This window comes from Clostridium sp. YIM B02555 (assembly GCF_022320955.1).
In the GTDB taxonomy this organism is placed as follows: domain Bacteria; phylum Bacillota; class Clostridia; order Clostridiales; family Clostridiaceae; genus Clostridium; species Clostridium saccharoperbutylacetonicum.
The window spans coordinates 333,366-357,620 of the sequence record NZ_JAKJJY010000003.1 but is presented as its reverse complement, the minus strand read 5'-3'; the positions used below and the strand labels follow the sequence as shown (position 1 = coordinate 357,620).

Below are 24,255 nucleotides of genomic sequence, written 5' to 3'. Positions count from 1 at the left end.
ATTTATCACGTCCTTATGCTTTAACAGCCTTTAATTTCTTAACTTGGAAGGAAGTATTAATTATGATAATTACAATAGTAACTAGCATTATTACTGTAGATAAAGCATTTACTTCTGGTGTTACTCCAGTCTTTACCATAGAGAAAATTTTAAGTGGTAAAGTGGTACTTCCTGGTCCTGTTGTAAAGAAACTGATGACAACATCATCAATAGATAATGAAAATGCAAGCATTGCACCAGATAAAACGCCTGGCATTATAAGTGGCAAAGTTACTTTCCAAAAAGTCACAATTCTATTTGCACCTAAATCCATGGCTGCTTCTTCTAAATACTTATCAAAGCCTGCAAGTCTTGCTCTAACTGTAATTACAACAAAAGGGATACTGAAGGTAATATGAGATATAGTCAAACTTAATAACCCTAATGGAACACTTAATACTGAATATATTGATAGTAAAGCAACTCCTAATACTACTTCTGGAATTACAATAGGAATATATAATAATTTATCTATTATCCCTCTTCCTTTGAACTTATATTTACTTAATCCAATAGCACCAATTGTTCCAATAATTGTTGAAAAAACAGTACTTAAAATACCAACAATCAAGGTATTCATGAGTGCATCCATAAGCGTTCTGTTTTTAAAGAAACTTCCATACCACTGAAGGGTAAAGCTTTCGAAAACAATATTTAACTTTGAAGTATTGAATGAAAAAATAATTACATACAGAATAGGAAGATATAGAAACAAGAAAACAAGATAAATATATAAATTTTTTAAAACCTTAGTTATATTTCTTTTTTGAGTTTTTGTCATTTATATCCCCCCTAAATCATCCATACTTCCACCTGATTTTTGATATAACCATACTAAAATCAAGGTAATTACTATTAAGAAAATTGAAATTGCTGAACCTAATGGCCAATTTCTTGCTGTTATAAATTGATTTCTTATAATGTTACCTATAACCTGAGTCTTACTTCCCCCAAGTATATCAGTAACAAAGAAATATCCTAAAGCTGGTATAAACACCAAAATGCTTCCTGCAAATATTCCTGGCATAGTAAGTGGCAATGTTACCTTTAGAAATGCCTTTGCTGGTTTTGCTCCTAAATCACTGCAAGCTTCAAGTAAAGATTTATCAAGCTTTTCAATGGAACTGTATAATGGTAAAATCATAAAAGGTAATAACATATATACAAGCCCTATCATAACCCCTGTAGTGTTATAAACTAATTCCAATGGCTGTTGAATTAAACCTAACTTTATTAGTAAGGAATTTAATATCCCATCTTTTCTTAATATATTAATCCACCCAAATAGTCTTATTAAAGAACTAACTAAAAATGGAACTATAACCATTGCCATAAATACAGTCTTTTTTATGGTTGTTTTCTGAGCTATAAAATAGGTAAATGGATAAGCTATTAATATGCATACTATAGTTGTAAACAGTGAAATAAATATCGATTCTCCAAATATCTTCAAATATAATGGATCAAATACTTGTTTAAAGTTTTCTAAAGTGAAACCAAGTTTTACTCCCCCACTTGGATCTTTATACATAAAGGCCATGATAAATACATATAAAAATGGAATTGCAACTAGCAAAATCATCCAAGTAGAGACTGGTCCAACTGTTGTAATAAGAGGTAAATTTATTTTTCCTTTTTTATTCATTTAAATCCCCCCTAATGCTTTATTTGATTTTCTGCTGTAAATACTGGATTATCAACAATATTGAAGATTTCCTGACTTTGTGATTTAATAACCACAGCATCTTCTTTTTCCCAATAAACGCAGATTTCTGAACCAACTGGCAGCAATTCTACTTTTGGAGTAGTGTTCATTTTAACTTCCATGCCAGTTGGAAGCAGAATAATTGTCTTATTTACATTACCAATATATATGTGTTCTTTAACCTTTCCAAAAAGACTAAAGCCTTCTACTGGTTCTTTTGATAATTTTATATTTTCTGGTCTAACTAAAACATAAATTATTTCATTATTGCCTATTTGTGAATCTACTGCTAATACACTTCCATTTTCTAATTTAATATCTAATACTTCGTTATTTATTTTATTGGCAACCCCATAAAAAATATTTGATTCCCCTATAAAATCAGCAACAAATTTAGATTTCGGTGTTTCATATATTTCCTTTGGAGTACCTATCTGCTCTAAATTTCCTTCATACATTATTGCAATTCTATCACTCATAGTAAGAGCTTCTTCTTGATCATGAGTTACATAAATAAAAGTAATTCCTAATTTTTTTTGAAGTCTTTTTAATTCAAATTGCATTTGCTTTCTAAGCTTTAAATCTAAGGCTCCTAAAGGTTCATCTAATAATAAAACCTTAGGATTGTTTATAAGCGCTCTGCCTATGGCAACTCTTTGCTTTTGACCTCCAGATAATTGATCAGGCTTTCTATTTTCAAAACCAACTAATTGTACCAACTCAAGAATTTCAGTAACGCGTTTTTTAATTTCTGCCTTATTCACCTTTTTTACGGTTAAACCAAAAGCTAAATTATCATAAATAGTCATATGAGGAAATAGGGCATAATTTTGAAAAACCGTATTTACTTCTCTAGCATAAGGTTCGGTATTTTGAATTTCTTCTCCTTCAATATAAATATTTCCACTAGTAGGTGTTTCAAATCCAGCTATCATCCTTAAGGTTGTGGTTTTACCACAACCAGAAGGACCTAGCATTGTTAAAAATTCACCTTTTTTTATATCAAGAATTAAATCTTTAACTACATGATTTTCTCCATATTGTTTGTTTACATTGTCTATTTTTACGATAACCTCAGACATTTCATCCCCTCCAACGCGAGTTATTTTTATCCTTTAAACTTAGTCCATAAGTCAACTATCTTTGAAACATTATCTCCAATATCAACTAAACCTTGACTCTTTTTCATTTCTGCTTCTGGAATATTCTCAATTGTGTTATTTTTAAATTTATCTCCTAAAACCTCTCTAGCTGCTTTATTAGGATTTACGTAAGGGAAAGTTTTAGAAATAGTTGCACTAACATCTTTATCTAAAATATAATTCATGAACAAATCTACATTTTCAGGATTTTTAGCTCCATTTGTCTTCATCATCATGTCAAAAGTAAAATAAATACCTTCCTCTGGATATACTACTTTTATTGCAGGATTTTGTTCTGCTGCTAAAGCACATTCACCACCATAAACAAGCCCCAAGGAACATTCACCATTTAATAATAAAGTTTTTGGACTATCTCCATTAAAGGCATGAATATTTGGTTTTAATTGTGTCAAAAAAGTTTCAGCTTTCTTTAAGCCCTCATCACTTGTATCGTTGATTTTATAACCACTTGCCATTAAACCTATACCGATAATTGGTCTAGCATCTTCCACAACCACCATTGTGTCTTTATATTTTGGATTTAATAAATCCTTATAGGACTTTATATTATCTTTTATTTTATCAGTATTAACAGCAATCAAAATGCTTGTACCTAAATAAGGAATGCTATATTCAGCTTTAGGATCATTTGCTTCTTTTAAATATTGCTCATCAAGATTTTTGTAATTTTCAATTTTACTTGTATCAACCTTTTGAATTAGTTCTTGATCTTTTAAAGTTTTTATATCTTGTGCTGGTCCGATTATCATATCGTAAGTACCTTTAGCACCTGATTTCATCTTAGCTAGCATTTCATCTGGATCTGTAAAAGTTGTCAAATTAACTGTAACTCCATATTTATCTTCAAAGCCTTGTACAACTTCATCTGGCAAATATTCTGACCAACATATGACATTTAATTCCTTACTACTTGGAGCTGCACTACTAGAATCCCCACTAGCAGCTGGCTTGGAGCTTGATCCACACCCTGCTAAACTTGCTGTAATTATAGTCCCCATCATTACAACTGCCATAAACTTTTTTAATGTTCTTTTAATCATATAACTCACTCCTCTTATCAAATATTACTTATAGCTTATAAAATTTTCGTAATTGGTTATCTTTCTATTCTCTTTATTTCATTTTCACAACCTTAATTTCAAAAGGATCAAAAAGGCGCATAAAGATAAATTAATCTTCATGCGCCTTTGCATATATATAATTATAAAGCCTTTTCTCCTCTTTCACCTGTTCTGATACGAACAGCTTGTTCAATATTTCTTACAAATATTTTACCATCCCCAACATGTCCAGTTCCAACTTTGTCTATGACAGCTAAAAATATATCCTCTAAAACACTATCTTCTACAACTGCTTCAACCTTAATTTTAGGTAATAAATTAATATTTGTTTTAAGTCCTTTAATTTCATTTACGCCTTCAACAGAACCTCTTTGAGTTCCACACCCCATTGCAGTTGAAATTGTCATACCTCCACAGTGGTATTCATCTAAAATACTTTTTACAATTTCTAATTTTTCTGGTCTTATAATTAGTACAATTTCTTTCACGTAATATCCCTCCCCAATAATTTAATTATATGAAAATATGTTACACTCAGCCCTGATAACTACTTCTTGTGAATAATATACTATCAAAAACTATTTATAACAATTGTCCAAAAACACCATTTTAATTATACTTTTTAAGATACACCTACTCATAAAGTAGTACTTTATTCTTTTTCCTTAACCATTTTAAATAACTGAACTCTATTTTTTATGTTCAGTTTTCTATAAATATTCAGTACATGCTTTTTTAAAGTATTTGGTGTAATACATAATTTGTTACTGATTTCATTGCTGTCAGTTCCATTCATAAGTTCTTGCAATACAGCTTCTTCTCGCTTTGTTAAATTATAAGTCCTAGCACATTCAGAAACTGATATTTTTTCACTTCCAGCAGTATTTTTATTTAAATCCTGAAATAATCTAAATGCTAGATGTTCCTTTATCATATCTAGTATAAAAGAATCTTCGTAAGTATAATCTTCTTTTCCTTTTAACCTAAAAAAACAAACCACTCCAACAAATTGACCTTTATGAGCTAATATCATATTTAAAGTGTGATGCCAATTATTAGGCTCAAAATATTTCTTATAATACTCTGATTGAACTCTTTTTTCTTCTGAAATTATATCACTTTCCCTATATACCTTACTTTTTCCTCCAAACATTAACCCTCTACTATAATCTATACCATCATACTTATCCATATAATTTTCATCAGCTTTAGGTGTATAATTATAAAAAACAGGATTAATTAAGGTATGACTATTTAATTCTTCTGCAATATAAAAGTCAGCACTATCAAAATTTAAAATCAAAGCCATTTGAGTAAGGAAGTTTTTTCTCATGGTCACTGAATCCTCTATAGAATTAATTTGATAAACAATATTATTAATAACCATCCAATCATTAGTTTCTAAGTTACGCATATATAAAACTTCCTTCCTTTATTTAATAAAAAAAGACACATGATCTCTAAGCCTAGAGAATACATATGCCTCATTGCATTCTTATTTTTATATTAAATACATTTTACTCTCTCATGGTATTTATTTCAATATTATTATTTGACTATTTTTAATACCAAATCTACTACTTTAGTAGTAGGAAATTTCAATTTTCAGGGAATAATTTATCCTTGTAATAAGATTCCGCTTGATATATTGCTCCTAATGGATTATGTGCTAAAACTCTATCTTTTACAGCAAAAATAGTTATTGGAGCTTTCGAATATTTTATAAATAGCGAATCATGTCCTACACATAATCCTAAAAGGATATTTAAATCTGTTTTTGCTTTATTTAATAATTCAGCTTGTCCAATTGGATTGCACATTGGCACATTTGACTTTATATCAATAAATTCTTTTGAGATACTTCCATTCTTGCAGATGATAGAATTTACAGTAAATCCATTATATTTAAGGATCTTACTTAACATTTTAGCTTCATTAGCTAATCCTATACAAAACGCTATACCTATATTTTTATATTCGCATCTATTTGCAAAATCCATTATCTCTTCTAACCTTGTCTTTTCACAATATCCTTTACTTACAACTAATGCTGATGCTTTCGCAATTCTATAGTTTTCTTCCTCTTTATATATTTCTTTCATATCTTCTATATTTTCATCAAGACTTGGACAATTTTTTGGAGCTTTATCTAATTCTCCTTTGTTACATGCATGAATAGAACATAAGGCACAGTTATGCATATAAAAACCTTCTTTCAAAATTTTATTATTATTTGGCTGTTAGATATTTAATTACCGCTTTGCTATTTACTCTTAAATACTCAGGAAATTCATTCATCCTTTTTGATTTAAGCGCAAAATAACCTTCTTCTTCTAAATTTTCATTAATAAGTGTATTATCAAATCCTAATTTCATTATTAATCTTTTATAAAAGCTACTTTGATTATCAATATCTTCTGAGGCCAAATGGAAAATTCCAATCAATCTATTTTCTATAATATAACTTAATTGCTTTGCAATCATTTCATCTGAATTAACATTAAGAAAAAGTTTTGGAAATACAGTTATAGCTTCATTATTATTAATTGTATTTAATAGTTCTGTAAGCCTTGGAGAATCTTTTCCCCAAACTTGAGGAATTCTTAATATACATGAATTTTCTTTCAATATCTCAATAATGCTTTTTTCACATGCAATTTTAAATCTTCCATAATCGGTTCTTGAATTAGGTGCATCGTCTTCATAATGTGGCTTGCTATAATCATTATCAAATACATTTGTCGTAGAGAAGAAATACAATTTACCGTTATTTTCTTTCAAATACTTGGCAACTTTTGTATGCAAAATCAACTGTTTGTCAAAATCTCCTCTTAAACAAGATATAACAATCTTAGGCTCTATATTTTTTAAAATACAGTTAATATTCTCAACATCTTCTAAATCTAGCTTAAAACATAACTCTTTATTTATTGAAGGCAGATGTCCATAATAGGTTGTATAAATCTCATACTTCTCATATTTATCCATTTCCTTTATTATAGCTGTTCCTAGAAGTCCACTTCCTCCAAGTACCAAAACTTTATTCATATAATTTATCTCCCTTATATTATTAAAATAAACTCAACATTACTTCATTACTTATCTTAATAGTATTCGCTTATAATTTTAAGTGCAATTTCTTTTGCCATTTGCCCTGAAATATCCTTACCCTTACCATCACTCAAATGAACTGCAAAAGAATATTTTTCACTTCCATTCTCTAACCAACCAACAAACCAAGCATTATTCTTAAATCCTGTCCCTGTCTTACCATATATAGAAATATTGCCTTTTCTCTCCACTAACATTATTTCTTTTAGAGTTTCAATGTTTTTACGAGAGAAATCAGTTTTACCCTCAAAAATGATTGATAGAACATTTACTTGTTCCTTTGGTGAAATTTTCAAAGAAGATTCTAACCAAAAACCATTTAATTCACGTAGCAAATTAATGTTTCCGCCTTTCCACTCTCTTATATCACAATTCCCATAGTGAATCTCATTAAGTTCTGCCTGCATACTATCTTGACCAACTTTATCAATAACAGATCTAAAATACCAAACACATGATGTTTGAAATGCCTCTTTTAAAGTTAAATCTTTATTCCATGCTTCTAAGGGGTATTTAGTCCCATTATATTTCATTTTTGTATCAGCCGAAGTTAATATTCCATTCTTTAAGCCTATTAATGTTGAAATTATCTTAAATGAAGAGCAAGGTGATACCTCTATTTCACAGGCTTCTTTATTATAAAATTGATATTCTTTTTTATCGTTATTATAAAATACTGCACAGCCTCCAATACCATTAAATGCTTTACTATAATCAACAATTTTTGTTGTAGCATTCTCACTAGTAATTGAAGTTGCAAAACTACCATTATCACCTGATTTGTTATTCAATTTTACCTTTTGATTATTACATCCCATTAGCTGCATAAATATCATACAAATCAATAAACTATTATAAAAATATTTCTTTTTCATATACGCCTCAACTAATTAAATTTTATATAAATTAATTTGTATTATCTTTTTTATTTTCCCAAAACAACTAAATCATTGATTGAATTAAAGCCATTCTTTATATAAAAATCATAGGACGGATACCCTTTTTCTGTATTCAAAATTATGCTATTTACTCCTTTTAATTCATTCATTTTTTCTATTTCTTTTAAAAACTCACTTCCAATGCAATTCCCTTGCATCGAGTAACTTACACAAAATTCATCTATATAGTACTCCATTCCTTCAATCCAAGGTTTTTTCATTCCAATACTTAATGCTGTAATCTTCTCATCTATAATTGCAACATATCCTAAAAAGTAATTGTTTTTTATATGATTATTAAAAAAATTTAAAACTTGCACCCTTGATTCAAATACGTCATTCCATGGTTCTCTTGAAAATGTGTCAATATACAAATCAACGCATTCATCAATCATATATTCTTCTAATTTTTTTACTATCATTTGTTCCATCGCTCCTTACAAACATCTGTATCTTTTTACTTTATTTTCTATTATAACACATATCAATAATATGCTAGTCTCTTTTCCTCTTTATATTTAAATTGAAAAAATATATAATAATATTAGCTTGTACTAGTTAAATAATGATAATTTTAAAAAATAGGAGAAATTATGAATATTATTAATCATTTTAAGACTATAACGTATCATAAACTATTAGTTATGAAATATTGTTTTAAGGTAGGTTTATATAAACAAGGGTTACTTCATGATCTTTCTAAATATTCATTTATAGAATTTTCAGCTGGGATAAAATATTATCGTGGATATGTTAGTCCTAATGGAGTCCAAAAAACTGTTGAAGGTTATTCTTCTGCATGGTTACATCATAAGGGACGAAATAGACACCATTTTGAATATTGGATAGATTATGGTTCAAATGAAGCTGATGGCTTAATGGGAATGAAAATGCCTACTAAATATGTAGTAGAAATGTTTATAGATAGAGTATGTGCTTCAAAAAATTATTTAAAAGATAAATATTCAGATAATAGCCCATTAGATTATTATGAAAATAGGAAACACTACTACGTTTTACATAATGATGTCCGCATACTTTTAGAGACTTTGCTTAATAAGCTTGCAAAGGAAGGTGAGAATAAAACTTTTGCTTACATAAAAAACAATATTCTAAAAAATACAAAATCATAGATTTTGTATTTTTTATTAAAATTCTTTTTACATAAATAATTCGTGCTTGAAACTAATTGAATGACCTATACTACTATTGCTTGTAGTATATCTATATCCTCTAGATACCTTAAAATATGTATCTCCATTTCATTTTTTATTTTTACATTTAATGAATTTTTATCATCTTTAATAAATATTACTCCTTTTTCATGTATTTTTTTAATTTGACTTCTTGATACTCCAAGTCTATCACTTAAAAGCTTATCCAATCTCAATTCTATTGGATATTTACAAATAATTTGAATAATTAACTCATTTTTATTTACACTATATTCTTTCAATTCTTTTTGAATAACTTCATATCCAATATCGTCTAAGACAATTTCAGCCTTATTTTTATTATATATACTTAGATTAAAAGCATATTCTCTAGCTAATGTCTTTTCATTAGAAAGAAAGTTTTCATATTCTTCATTCTCAATATCACTTGGTTTTGTTCTTTCATATATAGTCATATTAAAAGTGGATTTACATTTTTCACATTGAAAAATTAACCAAATATCAATATTATTTTTATTTGCATTTACTCTGAATTTTTCACTATTAATATAATGTGTTTTTTCATTACACTTAGGACAATTTCTTTTAACTAATGGTAAATCTTTAGGCATTAATTCCCACTCATATTTTTTTAAATAGCTCATTTTGCTCCTCCTATTTCTGGTTTAGGATTTGCAAAGGCTATTTCATCACATTGTTATAATAATGCAATAGCCTCTGCTATGCATTAAAAATATCTACTGTCATAAATCATTACCTCCAATATTTTTTAAATTAATATGTTATCAGTCTAACATTTTATGGTATTAAGCTAAAGCTAATGTTTGATACAGACCAAATCTTTATCCTAATATTATGCTAATTAATTTCTCTTTATGACTCAGCTAAAAACATTATTTTTACTCATTTAATATAAATAATTTTATCTCTAAAAATCGTAATACATTTAATTCGAATTTTGTATTTTTTTGAGTTATATTTATATTTTTTGTTGCATTTTAACTTTTTATATCTTAAGTGGTTAATTTTTCTTCCGATAAATAAATTGGAAATAATTCCGAGGTAAATATAGTAACAAATTCGTACTATCTTTTATCTATCAAGAAAGGAGTGAAATAAAATGAAAATATGTAACAATTTAATATTTAGAAATTCTGTACTTCCATCAGTACAAGCTTCAAATATTAATCTTAAGAATTCATCCAAGGTAAATAAAAGTTCCCATCATATGAAAACAAGTATTGATTTTTCTCCAGACAAGAAAAATCGCCTAAAGAATGAAGAGTTATTCAGAAAAATTGATAATGCTCTTGAGGCAAAGTCAATTGTGCAAAAATCTGATGATACTGCAACAAAAATTATTGATGACTTGAAAAAAATAAAAAAACTAATAAACAAAATACCTGCAGATGCAAATGTTAGAGACTATATGGATAAAGATACATTATCCAAACTCGCTGATCATATCGATAAACTTTCTGATACAAATCAATCTGAAATAGCAAATATAGTTAAAAATAATAAATCTGCCGCCGTAACCAGCAATACAAATATAACTGATAATATCATCAAAATGAAGTATAACTTAGAAGGCGAAGGTGCTGACACTGTTGTAAAATCAGTATCATCTCCAAATAATTCCGTTATAGCACCAAATGTTGCTTTTAGTGGCAGCAGTGGCATACAATCAAGTGAAGCAGCTACTTACACCATAAGAGGTAATACAGGTACTGTATCTGTTGGTGGGACTTTAGTTATTAATGGTGAAGAAATTGAAATTACAGATAACTTCCCTATGACAAAATTAGCAGACTATATTAATACCAATAAAGAAAAATTTGGTGTTACTGCTGAATTGCAAGATTCTGCTGGTGTTAAGGATACAAATTTAAAGCTTACAGCTTTAGGTCAACCAGGCGAATTTAGTAAGTTAACTGTAGAATATAAAAACGGAATACACCCTGAAGGGCCTCAAGCTGGTAAATTAGAAGATGCTATAGTTTATGGTAAAACTATAATGACTAGTGGAGTAACAGAATTAGCAAAACCAGCAACTTACACTTTAAGAGGAAATACTGGTACTGTTTCCGTTGGCGGAACTTTAGTTATTAATGATCAAGAAATTAAGATTTTTGATAACTATTCTATGTCAAAGTTAGCAGACTACATTAATACCAACAAAGAAAAATTTGGTGTTACCGCTGAATTACAAGATTCTGCTGGTATTAAAGGTACAAATATAAAACTTACTGCTTTAGGAGATGCTGGTCCAAATAGCACATTAAGTATAAAATTTAAAGATGGACTAAATCCTGAAGGACCTCAAGCCGGCAAGTTACATGATATGATTCTCCATGGAAGTGACTTATCTATAGTCTCAGGGGGAGGCTTTATGATAGACGGACAAGCATCTAAAGAAGGTGACTTTGTTGTTAAAGGCAATGCTGTAACAATAACAAAAGAAGGAAATTCAAAAGGGTTAACTATTGAATTCAGTAAAGCTGGAGCAGATATACAACATGGTGTAGCTATTACTGGCGTTACCTATGAACATGCTTCAACTACAGATTTAAATGTAACGATAGGCAACAATTCATCAGAACAATATGAACTTAATATTAAAGATATGTCTTCAAAAACCTTAAAATTAAGTAATTCAACTATAAAAGAATTATCAAATTCAATCGATAAACAAATAGAAAAATTAGAAACCGAACAAAAATACTATAAAACTAAAAATAAGGAAATTGATAAAACATTAAATTCACTATTAGCAAACACATCTCAAATATCGCATAATGACTTTAATTTCTCACTTAATAAAAACAAAGACCATTTTACAGGCTTATTTAAAGAAATCAAGAATGGGTTATATAATAATTGTAGTAAAAGTATCAAATATCAAAGCAATTCAATAAGTGGAAATTCTGCACTTAAATTATTAATATAATTAAATCTTAAAAAGATCAAAAGGAATACTCAAAACAATTTTTAAGTATTCCTTTTATAAATAAAATAACACAAATCTTTCTGACCCGCATTATTCAAGCAAATTCTTAAATTCTTTAATTCTAGTACTTATGAGCAGTAAATTATATTTCACATAGGAAACCAACCTCTAATAATTGGAGCAACAACTGGCCCGTAAAATAAATTTACAAATAAATATAATATCACACCTACTACTGCACCTACTATTGAACCATTTATACGAATCCAATGCAAGTCATTTCCAGCCTTACTTTCAATAAATTCATTAAGAGCCTCATTTGTAAAAGTGTTTAAAGTTTCCTTTACCATAGTTCCTACCAAATGATGCTCTGCATTTAATACCTTCATAATACTTTCTTTAATATATGCTTCCAACCATTTTTTAATTTTTTCATCTTGTTTAAAGTTTAACCAATACCTGTTTACTTGAATTAAAAGCCACTTAATTATTTTAGCATTATTTGCTGTCCCCCATTCCGTATTATAACTGTCTATTTCAGCTGGAAGGTTAGCAGTAATTTTAATAGTTCCATCAATTAGCTTTTGAAGTTCCTCCCTCAATTGGATTTTACTTATTATTTCTTCTTTCCAATTTTCTATTGAATTAATTATTACAAGGTCTGTTTCCATTTTTTTTATATTTTCCTTAAGCATCTCATCCAATCTTATGTACATTGGATCATTTTTATCTTTCATATTTATTAGTATTTGAAGTAAAGTTTCCTGTATAGAAATAGCTGCATCCTTTAAGTTTAAGCTATTAGTTCCTTGTGCAATATCTAAGGATAATTCTAATAGCATTTGCTTTAAGCCGTTAGTTTCACTTTTTCTTTTTTGAACAACGTCATTAAGTATATTGTATATTTCTACTCTTGTACTATCTTTCTTTATAAAGACAATTAATCCATCTATGATTTTTTCTAAAAAGTTATCATATTCACCATTTTTTATTGCCCAGTCAACCAACATTTTTAACTTTGGAGATATTTTAGTACTTTTAATTTTATTTTTTAAAAAAACTTCTATATAACCTGCTATTTCATTGCTATTAATTTTGCTCATAGCTTCTTGACCATATTTTGCTATCAATTTAGCAATACTCTTTTTCGTATCATGCTTATCTATATAGGCGATTAATAAATCTATTATATGAATTTCCTGTATTTTGCCTTCAAGAAATTTAGGACTTAATAATTCACTTTCTACCATAACTGAGACCGCTTCTATTACTTTATCCCTATTTTTAGGTATAATTGCTGTATGCCATGGAAAACCAAGCGGTTTATTAAATAAAGCAGTTACTGCAAACCAATCTGCAATCCCCCCAACTAAAGCAGCCTCAATTGTAAAACTTAACATCCTTACAGTAAAATTATCCAAAATAAATATTCTAAAAAGTGTTATTATACAAAATCCAAGAAATAGAAACACTAATATTTTATTTGCTAATTTTTTATTTTTCATATATTTACACCTCAACTAAATCCAAAAGGTCAAAAGAAAGGTCATCATACCAACAAGGCCTCCAACAACAGAACCATTGATCCTAATCATCTGTAAGTCATTCCCCACCTTAGTTTCAATTAAGTTAACTATCATATCATTAGAAAATTTATTTAGATTTTCTTTAACCATAGAACCAATTTTACTATGATTATTGTCAACAAACTCTAACAATAATCCTTTAGCTTTATAATCTAGCTTCCTTTGCCATTCAATATTAACTTTAAATTCATCTATTAGTTTATTAAGCTGCTCTTCAATTTTCATATTTAAATTGTCAACTTCAGAAGAATTTTCTAAATTTTTATCTCTAATATTCTCTATGAAATCAGCAATTTTACTATGCAAATCCAACTCACTATTAATTTGCTGAGCCTTCCAATTTTCTATTTTTTCTTGTAGTGCTGAGTCACTTTTAAGTTCTTTAATTTTCTGGTCCATCCATATCATAAATTCAACTCTAGTTTGATTTGTAGGATTTTTAAATTTTCCTAGCGAATCAATCAATTTATTTTGAATTTGAAGGGAAATTTCATAAGGAGATAACTGCAAAATCATATCAAATATTATTGAATTTACAAATCTTCTCCTCTTCATTCCTTTTTCATAAGATTTCATCGTTTCTTCTACTAATTTAACAATTAACTTGGCTGCTTGCTCTGTTTTTGTAAGCTTAATTAATTCATCAACTATAAAATCAATAATTTTCAAGTCATATCCTTTGTTTATAGACACCTCAATTGCTGCTGCTATTATATTAGAAATTTTTATTTTAAGAATATTTTCCTTTATTAAGCCTTCAATTAATTTACCGGTTTCTTTTGGACTGATCTTCCATACTATGTCACTAACTATTTTTGAAGCTACTTCCTTTAACCTTTTATTCTCTTTATTTTCACTTAGATATTTAATAAAAAATCCTGATATGCTATTTTTATTAATCATTTCATTTATATTGTCTTTGGTCAATAATTCTTCGCCTACCATATCACTTAAGGCATTAAAGATCTTTTCACGATTCCTTGGAATAATTTCTGTTTTAAAAGGAATTCCAAGGGGCTTTCTAAATAATGCACTTACTCCAAACCAATCTGCTAAACCACCAATCATTGCAGCACCAAAAACACTGCTTAGCAAACCTCCTGCAAAAGTGTTGTTAAATGGATATGTAAGAAAAAATCCAATAGCTACTATAACTAAAAGAATTGTTGCCTTATATGAATTCAAAATTTTCACCTCCAATTAAATCATGCATTTTTCAGCTAACTACATATTTTTCAATTATAAATGGTCAATTAATGTTGATTTCCTTTGGAAATCTTTAAGTTTTTAAATAAATCTCTTGTACCGTATATAGTAAAAAAAATTTTCACTCAAAATTAAAATACTACATACATATTATAATGGCATTTATTTTTATCATTTTCAAGGTTATTGTTATAAACTTCCTGTATAAACGAAATAAATAAAGATAAAATATACTTGTTAGATAAAATAAGCTTGACTAAATTATGAATAATGAAAGGAGAACAACGTTATGGTTCGTAATGCTTATGATGTACCAGGTTTAAAAATATTAAATTCCCCCTCAGAATTAACTAGTGACACAAATTCAAAAAAAGACTCTGACAAAACCATTACCTCTAAGAAAAGAGAAGTAATAAGTTCTTCAAATTCCTCTGATAGATTGAGATAATACTAATTATAAAAATAGAGCACTAAAACCCTATAATTTATAGATGTTTTAGTGCCTATTATATTTATAAGTAGAGCTTTTTGCATAATTATAAATTATTTCTGCTCAATTCTATAGATATCCAAATGAATAATCAAACTTATTAATGGGTATACACTCTTGAGAAATTAAAATTACTAAACTACACTAGAAATATGATACATTTTTTTCTGGAGCAGGCATGTGAAATTGAGCTGTTGAAGGGTATTAATGTGGGCTTGTTTCATTTTCAGCTTGTTCAAATTTTACATCTGGAACACGCTGAAATGATGACAAGCCCACATTTAGAACCTTCCAGCGAAAATTCCACTAGTCCTGCGGAAGATAAATGTATCATATTTCGGTAAGTTACCACATAAGTCTAATTCTGCGCATTGATATCTCTAGCTTAAGCATCTACTAACTCTTTATTTTGGACTGAATTTAAAATTTCCATAAACTCTTCTCCCATTATTGTTTCTTTAAAAATAAGATGAGATGATATTTTACCTAAAGCTTCCATATTGATCTTCAAAAGTTCCTTTGCCTTTTCATAAGCTTTATTTATAATATTTATGACTTCACGATCAACTTCAGCAGAAATTTCATCTGAACAATTTCTAACTGGACGTCCATCAAGATATCTATTTTGTATTGATTCAAGTCCAATCATACCAAATTTATCTGACATGCCGTACATAGTTACCATTTGTCTTGCTAGGCTAGTAGCTCTTTCAATATCATTTGAAGCACCAGTTGTTACTTCATTAAACACAAGCTCTTCTGCCGCTCTTCCAGCAAGTAAAACTATTATTTGTTCTAATATTTCCTCTTTTGTCATAAGATATTTTTCTTCTTCAGGCATCTGCATAGTGTAACCTAATGCTCCCATTGTTCTTGGTACAATTGTGATTTTATGTACTGGCTGAGTCTTTTTTTGAAGTGCAGAAGCTAATGCATGTCCAACTTCGTGGAAGGCAACTATATTTTTTTCATTTTCAGACATAACTCTGTCTTTTTTCTCTTTACCTGCAATTATAGTTTCAACTGCTTCAAATAAATCTTCCTGTTTTACCTTATCTCTTCCCATTCTTACTGCCCTTAAGGCTGCTTCATTAACCATATTAGCTAAATCGGCGCCGACAGCACCTGCTGTTGCAAGAGCAATATCATTAAGTTTTACACTTTCATCCATAATTATATTCTTTGAATGAACCTTAAGAATATTTTCTCTTCCTTTTAAATCAGGTTTATCAACAATAACTCTTCTATCAAAACGTCCTGGTCTTAAAAGAGCCTTATCAAGAACTTCTGGCCTATTTGTTGCTGCAAGAATAACAACTCCTTTAGATGAATCAAAACCATCCATTTCAGCTAAAAGCTGATTTAATGTTTGCTCTCTTTCATCATTTCCACCTATATTCCCATCTCTACTCTTACCTATTGCATCAATTTCATCTATGAAAATAATACATGGGGCTTGTTTTTCTGCTTGTGAAAATAAATCTCTAACTCTTGAAGCACCAACTCCTACAAACATTTCAACAAAACCTGATCCTGAAAGTGAGAAGAAAGGAACCTTTGCTTCTCCTGCTACTGCTTTAGCAAGTAATGTCTTACCTGTACCTGGAGGCCCTACAAGAAGTGCTCCCTTAGGAAGCTTAGCTCCTATCTTTGTATACCTCTCCGGCTTGTGTAGAAAATCAACAATTTCCTTAAGAGATTCCTTCGCTTCTTCCTGTCCAGCTACATCTTTAAAACTTACGCCTGTGGTCTTTTCAACATATACTTTGGCATTGCTTTTTCCAAAAGACATTGCGCCTCCTCCAAGCTTATTGCCCATAGACTTCATAAGGAAATTACCAAGAAAATAGAATAATGCAAAAGGTAAAATCCACGAAAGTAAAAAGCTAATTATTGGAAGTTGAGTATTCTTAACAGGTGTAGTAAATTTTATATCTGCATTATATAACTTGTCTACTAACTGAGGATAATCTAAATTACCTGTATAGTATAATTTTTTATTTAAAGCAGAAGCGTTATCTTCATTTTTAGGTGTAATTACAAGCCTATCACTATCAATTTGAACAGATTCAATTTGCTTGTTATTTACCATTGTAAGAAATTCACTATAATCAATTTGTTTATAGTTTGATTGAGAAACAAAATATATTACTATATTTATTAGTATTGTAATTATGACTGCCACAGTAAGAAACTGAGGCAATCCTTTTTTATTTTTAAGCATAAAATCTTCCTCCTTTTTATTATTCTCTGTCTCTATCTCCCATAAATAGAATTACGAGATTAAGTAAATTAGCAATAGCAGTTATAGCTGAAGCAACATACGTCATGGCAGCTGCATTTAAAACTTTCCTTGCCGGAGCAATTTCACTATAATTAAGCAATCCTTGAGTCTCTAATTCTGAAAGTGCTCTGCTGCTTGCATTGAATTCTACTGGCAAAGTTACAAGATAAAAGGCTACTGCTGCTGCAAAAAACAATATACCTAGTTCTGCAAGCCAAGAAACTTGGAACATTAATCCGAAAATAGCCATATATGGTCCAGCCATAGATCCTATATTTGCAACTGGTACAAGACTACTTCTTAAATGAAGTGGAGCATATTTTACTTTATGTTGAATTGCATGTCCTGTCTCATGCGCTGCAACTCCAATTGCTGCAACTGAATTACTATAATATACTGTTTCAGATAATCTTACTACCTTTTTAGAAGGATCATAGTGATCGGTCAAGCTTCCTTCAGTTGGAACTACAACTACTTCATAAAGTCCATTGCTATCAAGAATTTTTCTTGCAACTTGAGCACCAGTTAACCCTCTCGCATTTCCATAATTGCTATATTTGTCAAAGGTTCCTTTTACCTTAAACTGAGCATAAAGCGAAAAAACTATTGCTGGTAAAACTAAAATAAAATAATATATGTTCATATTTTTTCCCTCCAATTTAATAATCTTAGGCATATATTGCAATTATCAATGTCAATACTCAATTACCAATGAATGTTGATTTGCTTTTGAAATATTTATGTCTTGAACAATTTATTTAGCAAAATATATAAAAAAAGACCTTTGAATTGATTAGTAATAACTAAATCATATCAAAGGTCTTGCTTTCCGTATGGAGTATAGAACCAGGCATCTAAAATACCGGCTGTTGGCTCTATAGCTTGTAAGCTACTCCCCTAAGTTGTATGTAGTATATCATACCTTATTATAAGGTGTCAATATACATTAACAAAAAAAATCATGAATATTCTGTTAAGTTTGTACTCACTGTAAAATTATGATTATAGAATTAATTTTTATAAATTTCACCTATATTTCACATAATACCTCTATCATATATTTTAGCAACAAACTCCAATTATTGTATAATCTACATATCTTCATTTAATTAATATGTATTATTAATTTTAATAAATTACAGATTATTGTTAGGAGAACTTTTATGAATAAATCAATAAAAAGACTATGTTTATGCTTCATTACAATTTTATTAAGCACAGTAATAACAGCATGTACCTCTTCTTCAGTGCCTGCTGTTACTTCAAAAAGCTATTTTATAGCTACAAATGGAAGTGATAATAATCCTGGCACCTTAGAAAAGCCCTTTGCAAGTTTCTTAAAAGCACAAGAAGCAGCTTCTTCTGGTGATACAGTTTACATACTTGGTGGTACTTATAAAGATTTTTCAATTAATGATTCAGATGCCATTTATAATTATGTAAATGAAATTTCTAAAAGTGGAATTACATACAAAGCTTATTCTTCAAGTGATGTTCCAGTTTTTGATTTTTCAAATATGCCAACTACAAAACGTGTAGCAGCCTTTTATATAAAACCATCAGCAAAAGATGTAGCTTTTCAATCAATAAAAGTTACAGGGGTTCCTGTAGGGAGTCAAAAGCAATCTGAATGTTTTAGAATAGAAGGAAATGCCACTTTTAACCAAGTTACTTGTTCAAATAATCAAGCTATTGGCTTCTATTTTACAGGACATGCCACAGGAGCTTGTTTTAGATGTGATTCCTATAATAATATTGGTGTTAAAGGTATATCAATTGGAAACATTGATGGCTTTGGAGCTCATGGAGATGGCGTTACCTTTAAAGAATGCCGTGCTTGGAACAATAGTGATGATGGTTATGATTGTATTAGTTCAAAAGGTACTAATACATTCGATTCTTGCTGGGCTTTCAATATGAATGCTGGAGGAGATTCTAATGGTTTTAAGATTGGTGGCTGGGGGAAAAAAGCAATAGATTTCACGCCTCCAGTCCATACTGTTAAAAACTGCCTTTCTGTAAATAATGGCGCTCATGGCTTTTATGCTAATCATCAACCAGGACAATCAGCAATTTGGACAAATAACACTGCTTATAATAATAAGAAAGGAAACTTTAATATGGTTGAATGCGAAAGTATAAGCAATCCTATAGATGTTCCAGGTACAAAAGAAGTTTTACATTACAATCTTTCTTATAAAAATAATACCTTGGATGAAGCTAACCTTCCATCAGAAAATAATTCAAATAATTCATGGAACATGGATGCTTCAATGATTTCAGCTGATAATTTTCAAAGTTTTGACACAAGCCAGCTTACAAAAGATAGAGGTGCTGATGGTGCTTTACCTGATATAAGTTTTATGAAATTAACGAATAATAGTAAACTTAAAGGTTTAGGTTGTTTCAATTAAAAAAATAGTATATTACTCAATTCGTTTTTTAACATATCGAGTAATATACTATATATATCGAAATTTTATCAAGAGCTAGTTATTTTCATAAATTAAATTATTATAAGTCAGCTCACCATTAGTGTTTAAATAATAGTATTTTCCATCTTTATCTTTAATCCAACCTGTTTGCATTCTTCCTTCAGTATCCATGTAATACCACTTTTCACCAACTAATTGCCAACCTATTTTTTTAGCGCCATCGCCTCCCAAGTAATACCAATTTCCACTATAATATAACCATCCTGTGGCTACATTCCCATTTCCATTTAAATAGTAATTTTTTATCCAATTGTTTTTCACTGGATTCCCTTGAGAATCATTATATTGCCAATTTCCATTAACCATAACCCACTGATTTGCTTTTATCTTTAAAGCTGTAATTGCCTCATTATTAGGGTTATCATTATCTGATGATGCTTTTGCTCTTGTAATATTAATTGTATAAGTTCGCTTTCCATCCTTGTTATTTTTAACAGTTATCTTTATTATATTTTTTCCCTTATTTAACGATACTATCTTTTTGAATTTATCATCCTTTTTAACAATTACATTATTTATTGTAATTTCATAATTATCATATTCATCATTATCACAATCTGGTTTTGCAATTATAGCAATTTCACTAATTCCATCATCAACTTCAACATCATAACTATTTTTTTCTTTAGAAAAACTCAAATCACCATCACTTATACTAAGAGTTCTTAGATATACATTTCCTTGCACTTCATCATTATAAGTCTTCGATACATCTTCTTTATATGTTTTTATTTTAATTATTGTTAAATTGCCTGTTTCAGCATGAGCTTCTGTTGACAAGAGCTTTAAATTATTTAATTGTGAAATCCCCCCAAGCATAATCATTGTAAAAGCAGTAATAATAATTTTCTTAATGTTTTTGTTCATATCATCTTCTCCCTGATTTTTAATACTTCTAAGATAAATTTATTATATATAATGTAATTAAAACTTTCATTTTTCTTCTTATATTACTATTGTTATATTAATAAAGAAGAATAATACTGCTGTTCTAATATACCACATTATCACTACATAATACAATTTTCTTATTCATTTCAGGTACTTTTAATTCTATTTAATTTATAAAATACAAATTAAAATTCAAACATTAATTTGTAATATCATAAATAACACATAATTATACAATATATACCGAAAACTTTTTGTTTTCGATTCTTTTCAAAAAAAAGTCCCCTTTGTATTAAGATCTATTGTATATTATAGCAAGAAAGTTAAATAAAGCTTTCATTTTTATAAAATCAGCAATTATAACAAAAAATGGAGGAATTAATATGATAAAAGGAATGAGCAAAACAGCATCCCTCTTAGTTGCAGCAGCTATTATTTCAACAATACCTGCCAATGCAATTGATTACAAGAAAACCAATACTCAAGAAGGTACTATATATAATGCAATAGCTTATAAAGATGGAAAATTTTATATTGATGGTAATGTTAATAATAGCGAAGATTCAGCCAACTATTTATCAAATGGAAAGCTTAATAATTTATCAGACATTGACAGTGGTTCATCGGTTGAAAATTATGGTTCAAAGTATGCTTCACTTCAAAACGGAAAATATTTTATTGATTTAACTACTGGCTCGCTAACAGATAAATCTATTAAAGAAAATGCAGAAGATGATGCAGCAACAGCTTTAAGAAAAAATATAAAACGTGATTCTGATGGAAGGTATACTTCAGCTGATGCATCAACTCTAAAAAGTTTAGCTGATAAAGAACTATTAGGTAATAAATTCTCTACCCCTTGGTATGGAATTCAATATACTGCTGATAAAACAACTAATGGAAATGCAACTTCACTAAATGTTTATACTGATGAAAATGGAAACTATATTGATGCAGACTATAATATTGGTTCCCTAAGAATTACAACAAACAATGGTTCTACTGAAAAAACAGCAACTATTTTAAATACTAATGATCAATATGATGGATCAGGTGCAACTAAAGTCATATCAGCCAGTGTTAGCTCAACGAATTTAGATGTTATTGGTCAAGATAGTAAGTTTATATATAGAAAAGCTAAAATCACTGTAACATCATCAAATTCTAGTGTTGCAATAACTAAAATAAATGGAGTCACTATTGCAGGGAAATCTATATTTGATGCTTCAGTCCCTGGTAGTATAAGCTTTAATGTTATTCAAAAAATTTCAAAAGCTCAAGCTTCTGGTAATATAAATGGAGTGAAATATGCTAATTCAGTAACTAGCTATATAATTTCACAAGACAACGGTAATGCTTTAGATTCAAATCACACTTTGCTTAACAACTATACTATTTCTAATGATAAATTAATTAATTATAGTATAAGCGGAAATGCTATAAAAACCCAAACTATAACATTAAGTTCAAAAAGCTCTTATAACTATACAAATGTGAGTGAACAATCAAGTGAAGTAGCCGAAGTTATTGATAATAAAGTCGCCATTGATACAGATGTTAACGGAAACTTATGGAGATTATCAGGTGGGTATCTCTATAAATGGGATGATAATACAGATTGGATAAAAGTATATAAAGTTGATGGTTCTTTCAATAAAATGTTTGTTTATGATGACAGTAATATCGTTATTTGGAATCAAAGCCAAGAAGTATACTCATTGATAGGAGGACAAGTTTCAACAACAAATAATAATAATAATACTAATACTCCAACTGTAAATAAAGGTTGGGTAAATACTACTGCCGGCTGGCTATTCTACAATAATGATGGAGTCCAAGTTAAAGGTCAATGGCTTTCTAATAATGGTACTTGGTACTATATGAAAACTGATGGTATAATGGCTAAAGGTTGGATAAAAGAAGGTACAAATTGGTATTACTTAAGTGAATCTGGCGCTATGAAAACTGGTTGGTTTAATGACAAAGGTACTTGGTACTTCTTACAACCTTCAGGTGCAATGAAGATTGGATGGTTAAACGATAATGGTGCATGGTATTACTTAAACGAAAATGGTGCTATGCTTGCTAATACTTATGTTAATGGATACAAATTAGGTTCAAATGGAGCTTGGATTGGATAAATAAGTTATAGCTTAAAATTTTTATTAGTAATCTCAACCTAAATATTAAAAAAGTATTGAAGACTTTGTTCTTTAATACTTTTTTAATTCCTTACTTATATAACTCCGCGTACGAACATTTCCTCTAATTTTATATTAGGATTTGTATATCTCCCTTTATTTAAAGTACTTTTCCCATATTGTATAGCTTTTTTAGGACAATAATTTATACAAGCTAAACATTGAGAACAGCTTTCTCCCCATACCGGTTTTTTATTTACTTTTATACAATTATTATTACATACCTTCTCACATACTTTACAACCTATACAATCATCATTTGCATAAAATTTCTTAGTATTTAATGCAAATTTATTAAACATTGGATTTATGATAAATGTCAGTACTTTAGGTAAATTACCTTTTTCAACATTAAATTTATCTCTTTCTAGATTGCTTATTACGTTATTTATATTCTCTAATATAACATTACAATTTTTAATTAATTCTTCATTCTTTTCCTTTTTATATACATCTCCAAATATAATGTAATTATTCGGCATTGCTATTGAAAAACCACTATTTAACTTCAAATTTTTCTCCTGCAACTTTTTACTTAATAATTCCATAGTATTACCTATATTTTCACCACAAGTTGCAATTGAACTTATATAATTTCCTTGATAATTATTAATTTTCAACTTATTTATAAATTCTAACACCATTTTAGGTGGTGCCCATGAATATATTGGAAAAACAAATATTATTTTTTCATCTAATTTTAAATTATACTCATATACTTCTTTACTTAAATTAATTTCTTTTGCAATTGAAATAATTTCTTCATTTTGTTTTAAAGCTATATTTTTTGCAACATATAGTGAATTTCCAGTGCCAGAAAAATAAAAAACCATAATTACCATCCCCATTTCTAAATCTTACTATATATCTATATTGCTATTATCAAGGTTCATTCATTAATTGTCAATTAATCTAAAATTATAAAATTAAAAAATCCCTCGAGCATATTCAAGGGATTTC

At 28.9% G+C, this 24,255-nt stretch carries 22 protein-coding genes; 5 read left to right on the top strand and 17 right to left on the bottom strand.

The window, feature by feature from the left end:
• Positions 1 to 13: 13 nt before the first annotated feature.
• The 10 genes from L3B98_RS07250 to L3B98_RS07205 form a co-directional block, all read right to left on the bottom strand.
• Entirely contained in the window at positions 14 to 820 is an 807-nt protein-coding gene (locus tag L3B98_RS07250) for an ABC transporter permease (protein ID WP_238916112.1), read from the bottom strand.
• Positions 821 to 1,684 carry an ABC transporter permease gene (locus tag L3B98_RS07245; protein WP_238916111.1) on the bottom strand — a complete coding sequence of 288 codons (864 nt, stop codon included), beginning with the start codon at positions 1,682 to 1,684 and terminating at the stop codon, positions 821 to 823.
• An 11-nt stretch (positions 1,685 to 1,695) separates the two neighbouring features.
• Positions 1,696 to 2,826: an ABC transporter ATP-binding protein gene (locus L3B98_RS07240; protein ID WP_238916110.1), complete on the bottom strand. Its 1,131-nt coding sequence runs from the start codon at positions 2,824 to 2,826 to the stop codon at positions 1,696 to 1,698.
• A gap of 26 nt (positions 2,827 to 2,852) precedes the next feature.
• Positions 2,853 to 3,947 (bottom strand): spermidine/putrescine ABC transporter substrate-binding protein, encoded by a 1,095-nt coding sequence (locus tag L3B98_RS07235; RefSeq protein ID WP_238916109.1) that lies wholly within the window; start codon positions 3,945 to 3,947, stop codon positions 2,853 to 2,855.
• Between the two features lie 161 nt (positions 3,948 to 4,108).
• A complete protein-coding gene (locus tag L3B98_RS07230) occupies positions 4,109 to 4,456 on the bottom strand; it encodes a P-II family nitrogen regulator (protein ID WP_015392974.1) in 348 nt (115 codons plus the stop codon).
• Between the two features lie 164 nt (positions 4,457 to 4,620).
• Positions 4,621 to 5,382, bottom strand: coding sequence for a helix-turn-helix transcriptional regulator (locus tag L3B98_RS07225; protein ID WP_077363029.1), 762 nt, complete (start codon positions 5,380 to 5,382; stop codon positions 4,621 to 4,623).
• A 184-nt stretch (positions 5,383 to 5,566) separates the two neighbouring features.
• Positions 5,567 to 6,169 carry a DUF1847 domain-containing protein gene (locus tag L3B98_RS07220; protein WP_238916108.1) on the bottom strand — a complete coding sequence of 201 codons (603 nt, stop codon included), beginning with the start codon at positions 6,167 to 6,169 and terminating at the stop codon, positions 5,567 to 5,569.
• Positions 6,170 to 6,197: 28 nt separating this feature from the next.
• A complete protein-coding gene (locus L3B98_RS07215) occupies positions 6,198 to 7,016 on the bottom strand; it encodes a sugar nucleotide-binding protein (RefSeq protein ID WP_238916107.1) in 819 nt (272 codons plus the stop codon).
• A 56-nt stretch (positions 7,017 to 7,072) separates the two neighbouring features.
• Complete coding sequence (locus L3B98_RS07210; protein ID WP_238916106.1) at positions 7,073 to 7,954, bottom strand: penicillin-binding transpeptidase domain-containing protein; 882 nt, start codon at positions 7,952 to 7,954, stop codon at positions 7,073 to 7,075.
• Between the two features lie 50 nt (positions 7,955 to 8,004).
• The gene (locus L3B98_RS07205) at positions 8,005 to 8,448 is read right to left on the bottom strand and encodes a GNAT family N-acetyltransferase (RefSeq protein ID WP_238916105.1); all 444 of its coding nucleotides are present in this window, start codon (positions 8,446 to 8,448) and stop codon (positions 8,005 to 8,007) included.
• Between the two features lie 162 nt (positions 8,449 to 8,610).
• Between L3B98_RS07205 and L3B98_RS07200 the strand changes: the two genes are divergently transcribed.
• Positions 8,611 to 9,150 (top strand): DUF5662 family protein, encoded by a 540-nt coding sequence (locus L3B98_RS07200; RefSeq protein WP_077363023.1) that lies wholly within the window; start codon positions 8,611 to 8,613, stop codon positions 9,148 to 9,150.
• A gap of 65 nt (positions 9,151 to 9,215) precedes the next feature.
• On the opposite strand, the gene L3B98_RS07195 is transcribed toward L3B98_RS07200, so the two are convergent.
• Positions 9,216 to 9,836, bottom strand: coding sequence for a DUF1062 domain-containing protein (locus L3B98_RS07195; RefSeq protein ID WP_238916104.1), 621 nt, complete (start codon positions 9,834 to 9,836; stop codon positions 9,216 to 9,218).
• Between the two features lie 476 nt (positions 9,837 to 10,312).
• Between L3B98_RS07195 and L3B98_RS07190 the strand changes: the two genes are divergently transcribed.
• A complete protein-coding gene (locus L3B98_RS07190; RefSeq protein ID WP_238916103.1) occupies positions 10,313 to 12,142 on the top strand; it encodes a hypothetical protein in 1,830 nt (609 codons plus the stop codon).
• 149 nt (positions 12,143 to 12,291) lie between these two features.
• Here L3B98_RS07190 and L3B98_RS07185 read toward each other — a convergent pair whose 3' ends face one another.
• Both L3B98_RS07185 and L3B98_RS07180 read right to left on the bottom strand, forming a co-directional pair.
• Positions 12,292 to 13,647, bottom strand: a complete 1,356-nt coding sequence (locus L3B98_RS07185; protein WP_238916102.1) for a DUF445 domain-containing protein — start codon at positions 13,645 to 13,647, stop codon at positions 12,292 to 12,294.
• Positions 13,648 to 13,662: 15 nt separating this feature from the next.
• Positions 13,663 to 14,922, bottom strand: coding sequence for a DUF445 domain-containing protein (locus L3B98_RS07180; protein WP_238916168.1), 1,260 nt, complete (start codon positions 14,920 to 14,922; stop codon positions 13,663 to 13,665).
• Between the two features lie 301 nt (positions 14,923 to 15,223).
• Here L3B98_RS07180 and L3B98_RS07175 point away from each other — a divergent pair, with 301 nt between their 5' ends.
• The gene (locus L3B98_RS07175) at positions 15,224 to 15,382 is read left to right on the top strand and encodes a hypothetical protein (RefSeq protein WP_238916101.1); all 159 of its coding nucleotides are present in this window, start codon (positions 15,224 to 15,226) and stop codon (positions 15,380 to 15,382) included.
• A 427-nt stretch (positions 15,383 to 15,809) separates the two neighbouring features.
• Here the strand turns inward: L3B98_RS07175 and ftsH are convergent, their stop codons facing one another.
• Both ftsH and L3B98_RS07165 read right to left on the bottom strand, forming a co-directional pair.
• Positions 15,810 to 17,648, bottom strand: a complete 1,839-nt coding sequence (gene ftsH, locus L3B98_RS07170) for an ATP-dependent zinc metalloprotease FtsH (protein WP_238916100.1) — start codon at positions 17,646 to 17,648, stop codon at positions 15,810 to 15,812.
• A gap of 19 nt (positions 17,649 to 17,667) precedes the next feature.
• Positions 17,668 to 18,351, bottom strand: coding sequence for a zinc metallopeptidase (locus tag L3B98_RS07165; protein WP_238916099.1), 684 nt, complete (start codon positions 18,349 to 18,351; stop codon positions 17,668 to 17,670).
• Positions 18,352 to 18,871: 520 nt separating this feature from the next.
• Here L3B98_RS07165 and L3B98_RS07160 point away from each other — a divergent pair.
• Complete coding sequence (locus L3B98_RS07160) at positions 18,872 to 20,122, top strand: pectate lyase (protein WP_238916098.1); 1,251 nt, start codon at positions 18,872 to 18,874, stop codon at positions 20,120 to 20,122.
• A 75-nt stretch (positions 20,123 to 20,197) separates the two neighbouring features.
• Here L3B98_RS07160 and L3B98_RS07155 read toward each other — a convergent pair whose 3' ends face one another.
• Positions 20,198 to 21,070: a cadherin-like beta sandwich domain-containing protein gene (locus L3B98_RS07155; RefSeq protein ID WP_238916097.1), complete on the bottom strand. Its 873-nt coding sequence runs from the start codon at positions 21,068 to 21,070 to the stop codon at positions 20,198 to 20,200.
• Between the two features lie 407 nt (positions 21,071 to 21,477).
• Between L3B98_RS07155 and L3B98_RS07150 the strand changes: the two genes are divergently transcribed.
• Positions 21,478 to 23,235, top strand: a complete 1,758-nt coding sequence (locus L3B98_RS07150) for an N-acetylmuramoyl-L-alanine amidase family protein (protein ID WP_238916096.1) — start codon at positions 21,478 to 21,480, stop codon at positions 23,233 to 23,235.
• 95 nt (positions 23,236 to 23,330) lie between these two features.
• Here L3B98_RS07150 and L3B98_RS07145 read toward each other — a convergent pair whose 3' ends face one another.
• A complete protein-coding gene (locus tag L3B98_RS07145; RefSeq protein ID WP_238916095.1) occupies positions 23,331 to 24,128 on the bottom strand; it encodes an EFR1 family ferrodoxin in 798 nt (265 codons plus the stop codon).
• Between the last annotated feature and the right edge of the window lie 127 nt (positions 24,129 to 24,255).

Bases quoted from the DNA above. Each gene is read 5' to 3' on its own strand.
- L3B98_RS07250 (WP_238916112.1), bottom strand. From the start codon at position 820: ATGACAAAAACTCAAAAAAGAAATATAACTAAGGTTTTAAAAAATTTA.
- L3B98_RS07245 (WP_238916111.1), bottom strand. From the start codon at position 1,684: ATGAATAAAAAAGGAAAAATAAATTTACCTCTTATTACAACAGTTGGA.
- L3B98_RS07240 (WP_238916110.1), bottom strand. From the start codon at position 2,826: ATGTCTGAGGTTATCGTAAAAATAGACAATGTAAACAAACAATATGGA.
- L3B98_RS07235 (WP_238916109.1), bottom strand. From the start codon at position 3,947: ATGATTAAAAGAACATTAAAAAAGTTTATGGCAGTTGTAATGATGGGG.
- L3B98_RS07225 (WP_077363029.1), bottom strand. From the start codon at position 5,382: ATGCGTAACTTAGAAACTAATGATTGGATGGTTATTAATAATATTGTT.
- L3B98_RS07220 (WP_238916108.1), bottom strand. From the start codon at position 6,169: ATGCATAACTGTGCCTTATGTTCTATTCATGCATGTAACAAAGGAGAA.
- L3B98_RS07215 (WP_238916107.1), bottom strand. From the start codon at position 7,016: ATGAATAAAGTTTTGGTACTTGGAGGAAGTGGACTTCTAGGAACAGCT.
- L3B98_RS07210 (WP_238916106.1), bottom strand. From the start codon at position 7,954: ATGAAAAAGAAATATTTTTATAATAGTTTATTGATTTGTATGATATTT.
- L3B98_RS07205 (WP_238916105.1), bottom strand. From the start codon at position 8,448: ATGGAACAAATGATAGTAAAAAAATTAGAAGAATATATGATTGATGAA.
- L3B98_RS07200 (WP_077363023.1), top strand. From the start codon at position 8,611: ATGAATATTATTAATCATTTTAAGACTATAACGTATCATAAACTATTA.
- L3B98_RS07195 (WP_238916104.1), bottom strand. From the start codon at position 9,836: ATGAGCTATTTAAAAAAATATGAGTGGGAATTAATGCCTAAAGATTTA.
- L3B98_RS07190 (WP_238916103.1), top strand. From the start codon at position 10,313: ATGAAAATATGTAACAATTTAATATTTAGAAATTCTGTACTTCCATCA.
- L3B98_RS07185 (WP_238916102.1), bottom strand. From the start codon at position 13,647: ATGAAAAATAAAAAATTAGCAAATAAAATATTAGTGTTTCTATTTCTT.
- L3B98_RS07175 (WP_238916101.1), top strand. From the start codon at position 15,224: ATGGTTCGTAATGCTTATGATGTACCAGGTTTAAAAATATTAAATTCC.
- ftsH (WP_238916100.1), bottom strand. From the start codon at position 17,648: ATGCTTAAAAATAAAAAAGGATTGCCTCAGTTTCTTACTGTGGCAGTC.
- L3B98_RS07165 (WP_238916099.1), bottom strand. From the start codon at position 18,351: ATGAACATATATTATTTTATTTTAGTTTTACCAGCAATAGTTTTTTCG.
- L3B98_RS07160 (WP_238916098.1), top strand. From the start codon at position 18,872: ATGAATAAATCAATAAAAAGACTATGTTTATGCTTCATTACAATTTTA.
- L3B98_RS07155 (WP_238916097.1), bottom strand. From the start codon at position 21,070: ATGAACAAAAACATTAAGAAAATTATTATTACTGCTTTTACAATGATT.
- L3B98_RS07150 (WP_238916096.1), top strand. From the start codon at position 21,478: ATGATAAAAGGAATGAGCAAAACAGCATCCCTCTTAGTTGCAGCAGCT.
- L3B98_RS07145 (WP_238916095.1), bottom strand. From the start codon at position 24,128: ATGGTTTTTTATTTTTCTGGCACTGGAAATTCACTATATGTTGCAAAA.